This is a genomic window from Ruegeria sp. CDSA246 (genome assembly GCF_059611225.1).
This window is the reverse complement of the sequence record NZ_JBXWPD010000015.1, coordinates 1-15,062: the sequence shown is the minus strand read 5'-3', so window position 1 is coordinate 15,062 and position 15,062 is coordinate 1. Positions and strand designations below refer to the sequence as shown.

12 protein-coding genes and 1 tRNA gene are annotated in these 15,062 nt (G+C 55.4%); 1 reads left to right on the top strand and 12 read right to left on the bottom strand.

The window, feature by feature from the left end:
• Window positions 1–109: 109 nt before the first annotated feature.
• The 6 genes from AC2FI9_RS17955 to AC2FI9_RS17930 all read right to left on the bottom strand — a co-directional run bounded on the left by AC2FI9_RS17955 (window position 110) and on the right by AC2FI9_RS17930 (window position 8,335).
• Window positions 110–1,819, bottom strand: coding sequence for an ABC transporter ATP-binding protein (locus tag AC2FI9_RS17955; protein WP_496769538.1), 1,710 nt, complete (start codon window positions 1,817–1,819; stop codon window positions 110–112).
• A 4-nt stretch (window positions 1,820–1,823) separates the two neighbouring features.
• Entirely contained in the window at window positions 1,824–2,774 is a 951-nt protein-coding gene (locus AC2FI9_RS17950) for an ABC transporter permease (RefSeq protein WP_058273051.1), read from the bottom strand.
• Window positions 2,771–3,748 (bottom strand): ABC transporter permease, encoded by a 978-nt coding sequence (locus AC2FI9_RS17945; protein ID WP_496769536.1) that lies wholly within the window; start codon window positions 3,746–3,748, stop codon window positions 2,771–2,773. Before AC2FI9_RS17945 ends, AC2FI9_RS17950 begins: the two co-directional genes overlap by 4 nt.
• 173 nt (window positions 3,749–3,921) lie before the next feature.
• Complete coding sequence (locus tag AC2FI9_RS17940; RefSeq protein WP_496769534.1) at window positions 3,922–5,487, bottom strand: ABC transporter substrate-binding protein; 1,566 nt, start codon at window positions 5,485–5,487, stop codon at window positions 3,922–3,924.
• Between the two features lie 126 nt (window positions 5,488–5,613).
• Window positions 5,614–7,194: an ABC transporter substrate-binding protein gene (locus AC2FI9_RS17935; protein ID WP_496736985.1), complete on the bottom strand. Its 1,581-nt coding sequence runs from the start codon at window positions 7,192–7,194 to the stop codon at window positions 5,614–5,616.
• A 169-nt stretch (window positions 7,195–7,363) separates the two neighbouring features.
• Window positions 7,364–8,335 carry an alpha/beta hydrolase gene (locus tag AC2FI9_RS17930; RefSeq protein ID WP_496769531.1) on the bottom strand — a complete coding sequence of 324 codons (972 nt, stop codon included), beginning with the start codon at window positions 8,333–8,335 and terminating at the stop codon, window positions 7,364–7,366.
• A gap of 412 nt (window positions 8,336–8,747) precedes the next feature.
• On the opposite strand from AC2FI9_RS17930, the gene AC2FI9_RS17925 reads away from it, so the two are divergent.
• Window positions 8,748–9,908: a nucleotide sugar dehydrogenase gene (locus tag AC2FI9_RS17925; protein ID WP_496769528.1), complete on the top strand. Its 1,161-nt coding sequence runs from the start codon at window positions 8,748–8,750 to the stop codon at window positions 9,906–9,908.
• A gap of 51 nt (window positions 9,909–9,959) precedes the next feature.
• On the opposite strand, the gene AC2FI9_RS17920 is transcribed toward AC2FI9_RS17925, so the two are convergent.
• From AC2FI9_RS17920 to AC2FI9_RS17895, 6 genes are all read right to left on the bottom strand, one after another.
• A complete protein-coding gene (locus AC2FI9_RS17920; RefSeq protein WP_496769525.1) occupies window positions 9,960–10,226 on the bottom strand; it encodes a spike base protein, RCAP_Rcc01079 family in 267 nt (88 codons plus the stop codon).
• A 188-nt stretch (window positions 10,227–10,414) separates the two neighbouring features.
• A complete protein-coding gene (locus AC2FI9_RS17915; protein ID WP_496769523.1) occupies window positions 10,415–11,863 on the bottom strand; it encodes a mannose-1-phosphate guanylyltransferase/mannose-6-phosphate isomerase in 1,449 nt (482 codons plus the stop codon).
• A 182-nt stretch (window positions 11,864–12,045) separates the two neighbouring features.
• The gene (locus AC2FI9_RS17910) at window positions 12,046–12,777 is read right to left on the bottom strand and encodes a metallophosphoesterase family protein (RefSeq protein WP_496769521.1); all 732 of its coding nucleotides are present in this window, start codon (window positions 12,775–12,777) and stop codon (window positions 12,046–12,048) included.
• Window positions 12,778–12,888: 111 nt separating this feature from the next.
• On the bottom strand, window positions 12,889–13,332 hold the full coding sequence (locus tag AC2FI9_RS17905) for a hypothetical protein (RefSeq protein WP_496769519.1): 444 nt from the start codon (window positions 13,330–13,332) through the stop codon (window positions 12,889–12,891).
• Between the two features lie 903 nt (window positions 13,333–14,235).
• Window positions 14,236–14,409, bottom strand: coding sequence for a hypothetical protein (locus AC2FI9_RS17900; protein WP_496742110.1), 174 nt, complete (start codon window positions 14,407–14,409; stop codon window positions 14,236–14,238).
• A gap of 576 nt (window positions 14,410–14,985) precedes the next feature.
• A tRNA-Met gene (locus tag AC2FI9_RS17895) sits at window positions 14,986–15,062 on the bottom strand.

Below are 15,062 nucleotides of genomic sequence, written 5' to 3'. Positions count from 1 at the left end.
TCCAAAGACAGACGTAGCACAACAAACCCGGATGAGTCTGCAAAGTTTGAATATTTTAATGTATATGCACACCCAATTGCCCGAGTGACGGGCAATTGGGTCTTTGGAATTAGGTCTCGGCCTCTAGCCCATCCGTCGACAGATCGTCGAGTTTCGGCATCAACCGCAGCAGCTCGCTTGCATATTCGGTCTGCGGGTTGGCGAAGAGTTCGTTGGTTTCCTGCAACTCAACCACCTTGCCCTGCTTCATCACGGCCACCCGGTCGCACATTTGACGTACCACCGGCAGGTCGTGGCTGATAAACAGCAACGTCAAGCCCAGATGTTCCTGTAGGTCTTTCAGGATGTTCAGGATCTGTGCCTGAATGGACACGTCCAGGGCGCTGGTTGGTTCGTCACAGATCAAGAACCGCGGCTGTGTCGCCAAAGCACGGGCAATCGAAATACGCTGCCGTTGACCGCCTGAGAATTCGTGCGGGAATTTCAGCCCGGCCTCATGGCCCAGTCCCACCTGATCCAGCAATTCGTCCACGCGGCGTTTTACATCGGACCCTTCCATCAGCTTGTGATGACGGATTGGTTCGGCCACGATATCGTCTACCCGCATCCGGGGGTTCAGCGACGAATAAGGGTCCTGAAAGATCATCTGAATGTTTTTGCGATACGCATCCAACGCGGCCCTGTTGGTCAGATCACTGACCACCTGCCCCTCAAAGGTGATCGTACCGCCATCAACGGGGTACAGCCCCGCGATCATCCGCGCGATGGTAGACTTGCCAGAGCCGGATTCACCCACGACCCCGAATACCTCACCCGCACGAATGTCAAAGCTGACATCGTCAACGGCAGTGAAATAAGTGCGGTCCCACGGCAGCAGGCCTTTGCGCTGCAGGAACTTCTTGGTCAGATTGCGAATCTCGAACACCGGTTTGCTGGTGTCATTGTCCACCTTGGGCCAGTGCCGGGCCATATCGTCGATGGCAAAACGGGTCTCACGCCCTCCATAGCTGATCTGCGGGAAGCGGTGCAGTTTCAACGTGGGGCGCGGGACAGCGGCGATCAGTGACTTGGTGTATTCGTGCGTGGGCTGACCCATGACTTGAGACGTCGGGCCGGTTTCCACCACCTTACCCGCATACATAACCGTCACCTTGTCCGTGGTATCCGCGATCACGCCCATGTCGTGGGTGATCAGGATAACGCCGACCTGCCGTTCTTGCGCCAGTTCCTTGATCAAGTCCAGGATCTGCGCCTGAACGGACACGTCCAGCGCCGTGGTCGGTTCATCCGCGATAATCACGTCTGGCTCGGTGCACAGCGCAAGAGCGATCACAACACGCTGCCGCATCCCGCCTGAGAACTGGTGCGGATATTGGTCTAACCGCGTGTCCGGGTCAGGAATGCCCACCCGGTCGATCAGATCACGGGCACGCTTGTTCGCCTCGGCATCCGTTCCGCCCAGATGGGCCTGGATCGTCTCGGTCAGCTGTTCGCGCACGGTGAACAGCGGGTTCAACGAGGTCAGAGGATCCTGGAAGATCATCGAGATTTTTTTGCCGCGCAGGCCGCGCATTGCGACTGCATCCAGGCCGCTGATCTGGTCACCGCTCAGCTTGATGGTGCCGCTGGCAATCCGGCCGGGCCGGTCCAGCAGACCCATGATGGCCGCTCCGATTGTGGATTTGCCCGCACCGGATTCGCCGACCAGACCGTGGATTTCGCCCGGTTCAACGGACAGGTCCACGTGGTCCACAGCGGTGAACAGTTGGCGGCGCGTCGGGAATTCGACCGTCAGGTCGTTGATCGTCAGAAGGCTCATGTAATCACCGCAGCTTGGGGTTCAGCGCGTCGCGCAGCCAGTCGCCCAGGAGGTTGACAGACAGGGCCAGCGCCAAAAGGGTGCAGGCCGGGAAGAACAGGATCCACCACTCACCCGAGAACAGGAAGCCCTGCCCGATACGGATCAGTGTTCCCAGCGACGGCTGGGTCGGCGGTGCACCCACGCCCAGAAAGCTGAGCGTCGCCTCGGCGATAATCGCCAGCGCCAGCGAAATCGTGGCAATAACCAGAACCGGGCTGAGGACGTTGGGCAGTATATGGCGGAACATGATCGGAATTGGCCCGCGCCCGATCAGACGGGCGGCCTGTACGTATTCCTTGTTCTTTTCCACCAGCGCAGCGCCGCGTACGACCCGCGCAAATTGCACCCAATCAGACAGGGCAATCGCGATGATCAGAACATAAATCGCCATCTCGTTGCGGTATTCGGGGGGCGTAACCCCCTTGGCGATACCAAAGATGAGCATCGCAACCAGAATGGCCGGGAAAGTCAGCTGCACATCGGCAATTCGCATGATGAGCGTTTCGACCCAACCGCCAAAATACGCCGCAACCAGCCCAAGGATGACACCGATGATCAGCGCCAGCATCACCGCTGACACGCCAACAAACAATGAGATGCGCATGCCATATAGAATGGTCGAGAATACGTCGCGTCCCTGATCGTCGGTCCCCAAAAAGAAGGTTTCCTGCGTAAAGGCATTGGGCGTGCCCGGCGGCGTAAAGCCGTTCATCAGGTTCAGCGATGCCGGATCGAACGGATTATAGGGCGCGATGACCGGGGCAAAAACGGCAGCCAGCAAAAGGATCAGCACCACCAGTGAGGCGATCAACGCAACAGGAGAATGCCGGAAGGACCACGCAAAATCGCTGTCCCAGAACTTGGCAAATCGCGATTTGGTGGGGGCGGTCGGGGTTTCGATGGTATCGGTCATGTGGCCCTCGCGTCGACACGCAGGCGCGGGTCAATGGCATAATAAAGAAGATCGACGATCAGGTTGATCGAAACGAACATGACCGAAATCAACATCAGATAAGCGGCCATGACAGGGATATCGACAAACTGGATCGCGTTGATGAACAGCAGGCCAACGCCCGGCCACTGGAACACCGTCTCGGTGATGATGGCGAACGCGATGATCGAGCCCAGCTGCAGACCGGTGATCGTGATCACGGGAACCATAGTGTTCTTAAGCGCGTGGCGGAAGTTGATCACCCGGTCCGACAAACCGCGAGCGCGTGCAAACCGGACATAATCGGCGCGCAACACCTCAAGCATTTCCGACCGGACCAGGCGCATGATCAGGGTCATCTGATACAGACCCAGCGTAATCGCGGGCAGGATCAGCGCCTTGAGGCCAGAAGTCGTCAAGAAGCCGGTGGACCAGTTGCCAATCATAACGGTCTCGCCCCTCCCGAAGCTGGGTAAGAGGTCTAATTCAACCGAGAAAATGTAGATCAATAAGATCCCGATCAGGAAGGTCGGCAGGGACACCCCGATCAGGGAAACGGTCATGATGACATTCGCAGCAATCCCTTGTCGTCGGATGGCTGTGAACACGCCCAGCGCAATCCCCATGGTGATTGCCAGAAAGCCGGAAACAAAAGCCAGTTCCAGTGTGGCCGGCGCGCGCTCGGCTATGATGGTCGAGACAGGACGTCCCTGACGATAAGACACGCCAAAATTGCCTTGAACGGCATTTTTCAGGAACTTGTAGTACTGAACCGGAAAAGGCTGATCCAGCCCCAGTTCAGCCCGCAGCCGGTCGATATCGGCTTGCGTACGCTCCTGACCCAGCATGTTGTCGATCGGATCGCCGACAAACCGGAACATAGAAAATGCGACCAGACCCACGACCAGCAGTACGATCACGGACTGGAACATCCTTCGGACGATATATGCGAACATTCACTTTCCCCATTGATCCGCTTCTCTATGCACGCGTCGACCGGATGGTCAAGGTATCGCCAACGGGAAGGTATCAAAGCGATCCTTATTTCCTGCGTCATTGGTTTTAAGCAGGGTTTAATGCGGATTGGCGGTGCCGAACCGGCCCTCGCCAATCCAAGTTTCAAGCGTCTTCAGTTCACCGTCACCCAGCGCAGCAAAAAGAAGTTGTCCGGGCGCTGTGTCAGCTCGACATTGCTGCGCGTGCCCCAGACCAGTGGCTGCACATACATGGGCACATAGACCTGTTCGTCCTGAATGATCTTAGCCACTTCGTCCAGCATGGCCTGACGCTTCGTCTCATCCAGCTCGGATTGGATGGCAGGAAGCAGTTCATCCACGCGTGCGTTCGAGAAGCCGCCGAAGTTCCAGCTGCCCAGCTTTTTCTCTTCGTTTGGCGTCGCGACAAGGAACCGAACAGGGTGCTCGGCGTCAAATGTGCCGGGACTCCAGCCCAGCAGGTACATGTCATAGTTATCTTCACGCAGCTCAGGCCAGTAATTGCGCACAGGCATCGCTTCCAGCTCGGCCGTGATCCCGATCTGGGCCAGCATGCTGACTACGGCCTGACACACCGCTTCGTCGTTCAGATAGCGGTCATTGGGGCATTTCAGTCCAAATGAGAACCCATCGGCGTAGCCTGCCTCGGCCAGCAAAGCCTTGGCACCCTCGACATCAAATGCGGGACGATCGGCATGAGCCGCGGAATAACCGCTCATGGCCGGGCTCACCAATTGCGAGGCCGCTTCGGCATTGCCGCGCATGATGGTGGCCAGAATGGCATCGACATTCACCGCCTGCGCCACCGCCTTGCGGACGCGCGGGTCGCGGAACGGATTGGGTTTGCCCTCATCGTCGGTATATTTCAGCGTCTCAGCCTCGTGATCAAAGCCCAGCATGATCACGCGGGCCTCGATCCCCTTGATGACTTCGACATCACTGTCTTCTTGCAGGCCCGCGACGTCCTGGATTGGCACCGGGTTGATCATATCCACATCGCCCGACAACAGCGCCGCAACGGCGGTCGCAGGGTTCTGGATCGGGTTAAACTCGGCGCGGGTGATATTGTGTTCGACATCTCCCCACCAGCCCTGGTGAGGTTCCAGTACGGTTTTCAGACCCGGCTCGCGCTCGGTGACTTTGAATGCACCGGTGCCATTGGCATTGATCGTCGCATAATTGCCGGCCTCTTTGTCTGGGACGGCGGCATCATTCGCCTCGGTCCAGCCTTGATCCATGATCATCCAGTTGGCAATCGAGGATGGAAACAACGGGTTCGGCGCGGTCGTCATGATATCGACAGTATAATCGTCGACCACGATCACCTCACTGACCGGCGCAAACCAGCTTCGCGTATCCGCGGCTTCGCCCGAGGCACGCTGATAGCTGAACAGAACGTCCTGCGCATCAAAGGTACTGCCATCGTGAAAGGTCACACCCTCACGCAGCTTGAAGCGCCAGCCGTCGCCTTCGCCAATCGGCTCCCAGCTGACAGCCAGGGCGGGCTGAACGCTCATGTCCTTGTCGCGCCGGACTAGCCCTTCGTAGACGTTGTTAAGAAATCCCAGAACCGGAGCCGAATTGACCGCGTGCGGGTCCATGGTTTGCGGGTCCGTGGTGGAGGCCCATTTGAAATCTGCAGCTTGAACACTGGTGGCAGCCAGCATTGCAATGCCAATGGCGCTGTTCCTGAGGATCATTGTTATGTCTCCCTGTTTCTGTGGTCGAGTTTTCTTGGTTTTTGCCGCATGCGCAAGGAAATCTCAGATCGCAACAAAAAACAGGGCGCGAAAATCGCGCCCTGTCTGATCGTCAAAGGTTTTGACTTACTTAATGGTGAAGTATTTGACCTTGGGCTGGTCTTCGGCATCCACTTCGATGCCGACGCCGTCAGCCATACCCCAGTTCAGAACCTGGTGATGAATGGGGATGTAAAGCGCCTCATCCTGCACGACACGCCAGATGTCGGCGATGTCGGCATTCCGGGCGTCCAGGTCGGTGTTCGAGGCGAGCGACTTGATCTTCGAGTCCAGCGCGTCGTCCTGATAGCCGGTTCCGTTCCATGTGCCGATGTCGTCTTCGCGACCGTGGACAAGGAAGTTGAAGATGTATTCCGAGTCATATGTCGGAACACCCCAACCCAGCATGTAGAAATCTGTCTTGCCGTCGGTGATCAGCGGGAAGTGCTGGGCCTTGGGCTTTGCGTCCAGATTCACGGTCACGCCGATCTGGCCCAACATCCCAACGGCCGCCTGACAGATCCCTTCATCGTTGATGTATCGATCATTCGGGCAGTCCAACCGGAGCGAGAAGCCATCGGCATAACCTGCCTCTGCCATCAGTTCCTTGGCTTTTTCCAGATTAGTGGCGGATTCGCCGTCCATCGCTTCGGTCCAGCCGTTCACGAATGGCGGTGCGATCATGCCCGCAGGCTGCGATTGGCCGCGCATCACGACCTGCTTGATCGCATCACGGTTGATCGCCATCGACATCGCCTGACGCACACGCACATCGGCCAGAGGATTCTTGCCGTCTACGTTGTCTGCTTCGATATCGTCCGCACCCTGGTTCATGCCAAAGAAGATCACACGGTTCTGTGGGGCTTGCTTGACCATCAGGCCATCGGCACCATTGACGCGGTCAATGTCTTGCACCGGCATATCCTGCAGGAAGTTCACCTCACCCGACAACATCGCCGCGACACGGGTCGCAGCGTTCTGGATCGGGGTATAGACAATCTCGGTCACTTCCATGGGGAACTGGCCGATGCCCCAATAGTTGTCGTTGCGCACCATCACGGTTTTGACGTCAGGCTCGCGGCTTTGAAGGACATAAGGCCCCGTACCGTTGGCATTGGTGGTGGCATAGGTGATCTCGCCGCCTTCGAAATCCTGCACATTGACTGTGTCATTCGCCTCGGCCCAGCCCTTGTCCAGAATGAACAGGTTGGTCAGGTTCGATGGCAGGATCGGGTTCGGACCGTCTGTGACGATCTCGACGGTATAATCGTCAACCGCACGCACTTCGGTGATCGAGCCGATCAGCTCTTTCATGTCGGAATTGGGTTGCTTGGCCCGTTCAAAGCTGAACACCACGTCTTCGGCGTTGAAGTCTGCGCCGTCATGGAATTTCACACCCTCGCGCAGCTTGAAGACCCAGACATTCGGGTCATCAGCCTTGGGACCCCACTCGGTCGCCAGTGCAGGTTCAAACGCGCCTGTTACGTCGCGGATGATCAGCGGCTCGTACATCTGGTGACGTATTGTGTGTGACGGGCCTTCGTTTTGCGAGTGCGGATCCAGCGTCAGCGCGTCACCAGCACGCGCCCATCGCAGCGTTTCCGCCGATGCGGCACCCGCCATCAATGCGGTCGCACTGGCAGCGATCATCAGGTTCTTCAGGATCATTATAATCTCCCCGTTTTTTCGTTAGTACCGTTCCATGAAACGGCAGACCGGTTTTGCCGGTCTTGGTAGTGCTGATCATCCAGATCATTCTGAAGGTTGCAACACCAGATTGTGAACTATTTGGATTTCTGATCAAATTTGAAAAGCCGACATATCGCGAACGCCTGATTCAGCGCAAAATGACCGAGCGCTGATGCGGATCATCCGGGAAAACGCGCCCGGATTGGACGCATTGAAAAATATGCCGGAACACAAGGCCCGCCTCGCCACCCGGCGAAACCGGACCAAAATATTTGTGGCCGGTAGGCGTGTCATAGGCCGTATTGATATCGTCGCAATCAACCTGAAATATGTTGTGCGGGGTTCGGTCGATGTTCTCTGGCCCGGTATGACCCAACCGGCGAGACGCAACTTTGTTCTTGAGGTTCGCAGCCTTACTGGCCCGCAACGCCAGATCGTCAGAGGCGAAATAGACAACCACATTCCGCGAAGCATGGCTGACCAGCACACCGGGCTCATTTTCATGCACGGATTCATTAACGACATCTGCAGCGACCATGAAGGTATTGCGAAACAACAGGGGCACGCCCGACGCCAGATCGTACCGATCCCATTCTATCAGCGTTTGGCGCAAAACCCGATTGCCCATCGAATGCGCCAGAAGGTTGATCCGTTTCAGACAGGGGGCGATTTCGGGCTCGTTATCCTCACTGTTGCGCCATTCCAGAAATCGCTCCAGCACCCGCGCAAAGGAAAACCCGCTTTGGTCCGCGGATTTCTGGTCATCCCAGTATTTCTGAACGATCCCTTGCTTGGCGTCGCTGGGCCAGATCAGGGGTAACACCATCACTTCACTGGGTTTGGCCTGATCGCACAGACGCTGAAGCTCAGCCGTGGTTTCGAACACATCCTCCGGCAGGTTGTTGAACCCGTGAAGATACAGCAGGATCTGGCGGCAATTGTTGTCACGCACACGCCGCAGCAGCTCTTTACTGGTGATTTCGGTGTGATGCTCATCTTCGCCCTTTTCACAGTAAAACACCGAGTTTGAAGGCGCGTTATTGTCCAGATCAAAGGTAAAACGGCGTCCTTTACGGGTGCGAATACTCTGGGTCGGAAATCTGTTCGTGATAAAAAGCATGAAACCCCCTCTTTTTCAGGATGGAATCAGCCTAACAAGAGAAGAGACGCTTTGATCATCCTGAATCTCCTAAATCAAGTGTTGGCTGACCGTTATCATACCAGCTTCAACCTGAGAATGCCGAATTCCAGAAAATCATCCATATTATTATCATTACCACTAAATTGTTTTTTTTCAGTATCTTGATTGATTTCATCTCATTTGGAGTCATGGAACTGACTTGGCTTGAAGCGCCTCAGATCAGAACGAACGCCTTAGATGGCCAGCATTTGGTTCGGACCTGCATCCAACGGATCGGAACCTCGAATAATTTCGTAACGATGGGGTTTTCGGCACACACACCCGCATTTACAATCGGCAAGCAATAAAGCAGGTGAAGTACACACCGGTTTGCGAGTATGAGGGCAAAGGAATGAAGATTGCAGTTGTAGGTCTCGGATATGTGGGATTGTCCAATGCGGTGCTATTGGCTCAAAACCACGATGTCACTGCAATCGACATTTCAAAAGAGCGGGTTGAAATGGTCAATTCCGGCCAGTGCCCCATCGTTGATGCCGAACTGGAAGACTTTCTTGCAAACCGAGCCCTTTCGATCAGGGCAACCACAGAACCGGCCTTCGAAGACGCCGAGTTTGTGATCGTGGCGACCCCGACGAATTATGATGCCAAATCCAACTACTTCGACACCTCAAGCGTCGAAGCCGTTGCCCGGCAAGTGAACGCGATCAACCCCAAGGCCACGATCATCATCAAATCGACGATCCCAGTGGGGTATATTCAGGCGCTGCGCGCCGATCTGGACAGCGACAATTTCATTTTCTCACCGGAGTTCCTGCGTGAAGGGCGAGCGCTTTATGACAACCTCCACCCGTCCCGCGTGATCGTCGGCGAACGTTCGGACCGGGCGCGGGTGTTTGCCGAGCTTTTGCTGGAAGGTGCCGTGACCAAAGATGTGGACGTCCTGTTCACCGACCCGGATGAGGCCGAGGCGATCAAGCTGTTTTCCAACACCTACCTCGCCATGCGAGTGGCCTTTTTCAACGAGCTCGACAGTTACGCAATGGCTGGTGGCATGAACACCCGCCAGATCATCGAAGGCGTTTCACTGGATCCGCGCATTGGTGGCCATTACAACAACCCTTCCTTCGGGTATGGAGGCTATTGCCTGCCAAAAGACACCAAACAGCTTTTGGCCAACTACAACCATGTTCCGCAAAACCTCATTCGCGCCATCGTGGACGCAAATCGGACGCGAAAGGATTTTTTGGCCGATCAGATTCTGATGCGAGGCCCGCGCGTCGTTGGTATTCACCGGTTGGTCATGAAAGTGGGCAGCGACAATTTCCGTCAGTCCTCGATCCAAGGGATCATGAAGCGACTGAAAGCCAAGGGAGTCGAGGTCATTGTTTATGAACCGGCGCTGGAGGGGGAGGAGTTTTTCCGGTCTCGTGTCGTGCGGGATCTCGAAGCCTTTAAGTCCGAAGCCGATTTGATCGTTGCCAACCGGTACAGCCCCGAACTTGAGGATGTCGCGGGCAAGGTGTTTACCCGGGATTTGTTTGGCGCAGACTAAACGGTTGTCACTGGCTGCGCGCCTTCGAACCTTGACTTGATTGACCTGCGTTTAGGCCAATACCATCGCATGGATACCGGACGCTGTAGTTCCGGTTGCATGTACACGCGTTGTCCCCACCGGCAGGATCGAAAAGTCCGACACCTGAACTGTACGGGTTTCGCCCCGAACGGTGGTCAGAACAATCGCTCCGCCGAATTCGACGTAGAGACCGATTGCTACATCGGCCAGATCCGAATTGTCCGAAGCGACAACGGGAACAATGTCACGCGCAGGGCCGGACAGGCTGGAGGCTCGGTTGCTGAATGGGTTGGTCATCTTGATTCATGTCTCGCTGTCTGTGTCAGTCAGCGGCACGTTAGGATTATCAGTTTAACGATCCGCCAGCGCACCGCGCGTTGCGCCGTCAGACCCCCCCCCCCGCGCAAAGAAAAATTGCGCGGCGGAGTACTTGATCCTTGCCGCGCAGTTTTGAATGAACATTACACTGAAACTTCAGGCGCGGTTCAGCCTTTGGCCCCCTGCCCCCGCGCGTATTTGTCTTCGTAGCGCACAATATCATCCTCACCCAGATATGTGCCGGTCTGCACTTCAATCAGGACCATCGGAACCTTTCCCGGATTCTCCATCCGGTGCGTGGCCCCGAGAGGGATATAGACAGACTGGTTTTCGGTCACCAATTGCTCACGATCATCGATTGTCACACGGGCGGTACCCTCGACAACAATCCAGTGTTCGGAACGGTGGAAATGGCATTGCAGGCTCAGCGATGCACCAGGGTGCACATGGATACGCTTCACCTGAAACCGCTCGCCAACCACCAGGCTTTCGAACCACCCCCACGGGCGGTGGTCCTTTGGGAATTCCGTCGCCTGGGGCGCGTTTTTTTCCTTAAGCGCGCTCACCGCCTTTTTGACGTCTTGCGCCCGCGATGCATCGGCAACCAAAACCGCATCATTCATCGCGACAGCGATGATATTGTCCAGTCCGATACCCACGATTTCCAGCTGCTCGCTATCCGACCGCAAAAGGGTGTTGTGGCAATCAATCGCTGTTGCGCCCCCGCTGGTCACCACGCCTTGTGCGTCAGGGCCGCTTTCGCGCCATACGGCGTCCCAGCCGCCCAGGTCCGACCATGCAGCGCCGAAAGGCACGACCGACAAGTTTGTTGCTTTTTCCATTACGGCATAGTCGATCGAAATGTCTTCGGCCTGCGCCCAGCTTTCAGGGTTGAGGCGCAGGAACCCCAGGTCCGGCGTTGCTGTTTCAACCGCTTCCTTCACCGGTTTTATCAGATCGGGCGCATGGGCCTGGAAGGCTGCGATGATATCTGCCGCACGAAACAGGAAAATGCCCGCGTTCCATTTGTAATTCCCGGCCTCCAGCATTTCGGTCGCACGGGCCAAGTTCGGCTTTTCGACGAATTTCTTCAACGGAACAGGCGCTCCGTCACCGCCCGAACCCGCGGCCAGCTCAAGATATCCATACGCCGTTTCCGCATGTGTCGGAGTAATGCCAAACGTCACCAGTTTGCCTTGTGCAACCGCCTCCAGACCACGGGCAACAGCAGCCTGAAATTCAGCAGCATCCGGTACAACGTGATCGGAAGGGGCAACCAGCAATACAGCGGCCTCATCCTTGGCATAAGCATACAGTGCCGCCGCAAGAACCACTGGCGCTGTGTTGCGACCCTCAGGTTCGATCATGATTGTTCCGGGATCAATGCCGATGGCCTGCAGCTGTTCCGCAACAATGAACCGAAAGTCCGAGTTGGTCAGAACCACCGGCGATTCAAATTCCAATTCCGCGTTTGTTCCGGACAACCGGCGGGCAGACGCCTGAAACAGAGTCTCTTCGCCGACCAATGGAACGAATTGCTTCGGGTAGCTCTTTCGGGACAAAGGCCAGAGGCGCGTGCCGGAGCCTCCACAAAGAAGGACAGGACAGATCAACATAAAAAGCTCTATGATTTAACGCGGTTCCTAATTTTCCTATTGAAACCGTCATGACCTGACAAGGCCCGGCTTGGTTTGACCGAAAAAAAGGATGCCTCGCGCCACGAACGCCGGTGAGGGTCCGAAACTGCGCACCTTTTTAATTTCCTTGTGTTTTCAACAGTGTATTTGCGTTAAACCCGCTAAGAGCCGGCACTGATGAATGTTGGCTCACCACCGTCCAGGCAGACCGCGCTTAATACGCCGGTGGCAAAGGCTCCGGTATCCACGGCAATCCGTCCACGCCGGACTGTAGGTTGATCGACAATTGTGTGTCCGTAAACAACCCACACTCCGTCCCGCCTGTCGGTTGTCCGAAATTCTGGGTCGCCCCATATCAGGGTTTTTTCGGGTTGCTGATCGGCGGGCGTATTCGGATTTGCACCAGCATGCGTCACAAGAACGTTTCCGGAATAGTCAAAGGCCCTTAGTTCCGATACCCATTGGACCAGCTCTGGTCCCATTTCCGCCAACAGATTGTCACGGCAGGCAACCAGCTCGGCAGCGGCCATTTCAGCGCGCACGTTCCGCACATCAAAAGAAGCCAGCGTCTGCAGACCTCCATAGCGCAGCCAGCGCGGGCCATGTTGTTCAGGGTCACGCAGGAAATTCAACATCATGTCTTCGTGGTTTCCCTTCAGACAGATGAATTCCGGGCGGTTTTGGATCAGACGCAGAACGTCAGCACTGTTTTCGCCACGATCGACATAATCTCCGACAAGGATGACCCGATGATCCCTTGGGATCTTAGGTAACAGATTCTGCAACTGTCTTATGCAACCATGCACATCACCAATGACACAGGTTGGCCTGTCCGGCATCGGAGCGGCAAAGACCGCGCGTCGCCCGAAACGTTGAATCAGAGATGACAGCACGTTAGGGGGGCCTCCTGAGTGGCTACTGCGACCGGCTAGCACTGAATTCAAGAGCCGGTGGTCAAGACCCAAGGCGTCTAACATTTGCGCGCAGGTCTAAGCAAGCTTCATTCAGGCGGTCCGGCAGGCAGGAATTCCCATTCTGATGATCTCGGTGCCTTTTATCCTGAAAACGCCGTTGATGCGCTTACGCCCTTTTTCCATGAACCACGTCCTGAGCGGTTCTGGATGGTACGCCGCCATGACCTGACTGAAATAGTCAAAGTCTTCTGGAGCAAGCCGCCGACCACTGCGCGAAGGTCCATGGAATCCAAATGTCGTGTCAGGGTTCACACAGGTTCCAGGAAGGCCCAGAAACATCGTGCAGGTCGAAAAGCAGACACGTCCCCGAATTTCGACCTGAATGTCGTTTTTTTGCAGGTTTTCGATCTCGATCAAACGGTCATGCAGATATCCGCCTCGGTCGCTGCCAACAACCATCAGCCCGTCAGCTAACGTGGGCGAAGGGACAGAAGTCGCCGAAGTCAGTAATCCTGCAATCAGCGCCGCCACCATAGCTTTGATTCCGCGGTGCGTAGGTTTGCAATTTGCTCTGGCCGGCGCTCGCTGAGGGCGAAAGAGATTCCTTTTATCCAGCATTTCGAAGCCTCCAATTCCAGTTGCGGACCGGATCAGAGGTAAAACTGCGTGGTGCGTTCCCTGTGAGTGGGAAAAGTCAAAATTATGTTTTAAATCAAATGTTTAACTATATTTTTCTTAAACTTTTCTGATTGCCGACCGGCCTATCACCGGAGTTGGTTCAGCTCTGATTCACAAATGCAGTGGGGACTTCGTTCGTATCGGCAAAAGCGGCGCAGCAACTCAATCCCATATTGCACTTGGAGGACATATTAGAAGAAATTTTCAATCGCGTCCAAAAGCCGGACGGGATGAAATGGGTTTTACCGCCCAAGCGGTGATCAAACGATCCTTCGTCAGCGTTCTCAAATCTCAAAAGCGACGTAAACGGGTCTGAGAAAGATGATCAGCTATAAAGTGGCTTGTTGTTCACCTGGTGGCGTTCCACCAACTTGCGCATAGCCGAATGTGCGAACGTCTGTTTTGACTGATGCCGCGCAGCGGCAAAGAGAACTTGTCCAAGGTTTGGTTTGGGCCGACTGCGGAATTTTTTTCATATTGGCACTACGCGGCAATATGGACCGCCCCCAATGTATAAGGGAGATCATTTCTTACGAGTTAGATGCAACACTTACGCATTGGCGCTCTCCACCCCGAGATGCGCCTATTCCGTAGCCGCAGCTGGTGGAGCTTCATCACCCCCTGCATCCTCGTCGCCTGACCTCATCATGAAGATAGCTAAGACAAAAGCAATCACTGCAGCGATTATTATGTAGTTCCTGTTCATCTCTATTCTCCTAGAACTGTGAGCAGCACTCACGGCGATGTGATGCCACAGGTTTAGGCAATGGCCTGCTTGTCGGGTGCCGTATCGGAAAGCTGCTCGTAGTGTTCGACCGCGGACAAGTACTCTTCCAGCCGCTTACCTTCGTCAGTATCAGGCTCAGAATCCCACAGGTATTCAATCTCCCGGAGCGCAGCACGGTACTCAATTACGGTGCGAACAATGGTCATGGCATTACCTCAAAGAATAAATCAATGCTTGGACTCATACCTGAAAACGCGCGATTCTGGTAGGTGCTCAGCCAAGGGGTATGTAAAATACAGGTAATTCTCTAGCACGGAGTTCGATATTCGTAGTTCTCCGATTTCTGTCCAGACTGTGTACCGGGACCTAAAAGAGGCACATGGAGACGTGCCGAACCAACCGGCCTGTTTCCAGATGACTTTGCCATCAGTTTTGTCGGTCCAGCAAATGATACAATAGACGGACGCAATCAACTTGCCCCAATCGCTTGTTCGATAGTCTTAAGCTGGTTGGAAAAGAATGAAAGTGGAGCTTCTGGGCCCCGATAGGACGCTTACGCATAGGTGACGACGGAACACGGGAAACTGAAACCCATGAGGCGGGACAGATCAGGCAGACTCAACACAGCATCATGCTACAACGGAAAACCCGTTTCGACGCCCTGACGATGCCCTACGACGTTGCAGGCTATTCGGCTGGCGAGTTTGAGACGTTAAGCGATTGATCTGGGGGATCAATTGCAGTCTGCCCGGGCTGCGTTGGGATTATCCGACCTTAAAGTTTGGTTGCGGGAGTAGGATTTGAACCTACGACCTTCAGGTTATGAGCCTGACGAGCTACCGGGCTGCTCCATCCCGCG

What these genes read in the sequence shown, in the direction of transcription:
- AC2FI9_RS17955 (WP_496769538.1), bottom strand. Translation starts at nt 1,819, where the DNA reads ATGAGCCTTCTGACGATCAACGACCTGACGGTCGAATTCCCGACGCGC.
- AC2FI9_RS17950 (WP_058273051.1), bottom strand. Translation starts at nt 2,774, where the DNA reads ATGACCGATACCATCGAAACCCCGACCGCCCCCACCAAATCGCGATTT.
- AC2FI9_RS17945 (WP_496769536.1), bottom strand. Translation starts at nt 3,748, where the DNA reads ATGTTCGCATATATCGTCCGAAGGATGTTCCAGTCCGTGATCGTACTG.
- AC2FI9_RS17940 (WP_496769534.1), bottom strand. Translation starts at nt 5,487, where the DNA reads ATGATCCTCAGGAACAGCGCCATTGGCATTGCAATGCTGGCTGCCACC.
- AC2FI9_RS17935 (WP_496736985.1), bottom strand. Translation starts at nt 7,194, where the DNA reads ATGATCCTGAAGAACCTGATGATCGCTGCCAGTGCGACCGCATTGATG.
- AC2FI9_RS17930 (WP_496769531.1), bottom strand. Translation starts at nt 8,335, where the DNA reads ATGCTTTTTATCACGAACAGATTTCCGACCCAGAGTATTCGCACCCGT.
- AC2FI9_RS17925 (WP_496769528.1), top strand. Translation starts at nt 8,748, where the DNA reads ATGAAGATTGCAGTTGTAGGTCTCGGATATGTGGGATTGTCCAATGCG.
- AC2FI9_RS17920 (WP_496769525.1), bottom strand. Translation starts at nt 10,226, where the DNA reads ATGACCAACCCATTCAGCAACCGAGCCTCCAGCCTGTCCGGCCCTGCG.
- AC2FI9_RS17915 (WP_496769523.1), bottom strand. Translation starts at nt 11,863, where the DNA reads ATGTTGATCTGTCCTGTCCTTCTTTGTGGAGGCTCCGGCACGCGCCTC.
- AC2FI9_RS17905 (WP_496769519.1), bottom strand. Translation starts at nt 13,332, where the DNA reads ATGGTGGCGGCGCTGATTGCAGGATTACTGACTTCGGCGACTTCTGTC.
- AC2FI9_RS17900 (WP_496742110.1), bottom strand. Translation starts at nt 14,409, where the DNA reads ATGACCATTGTTCGCACCGTAATTGAGTACCGTGCTGCGCTCCGGGAG.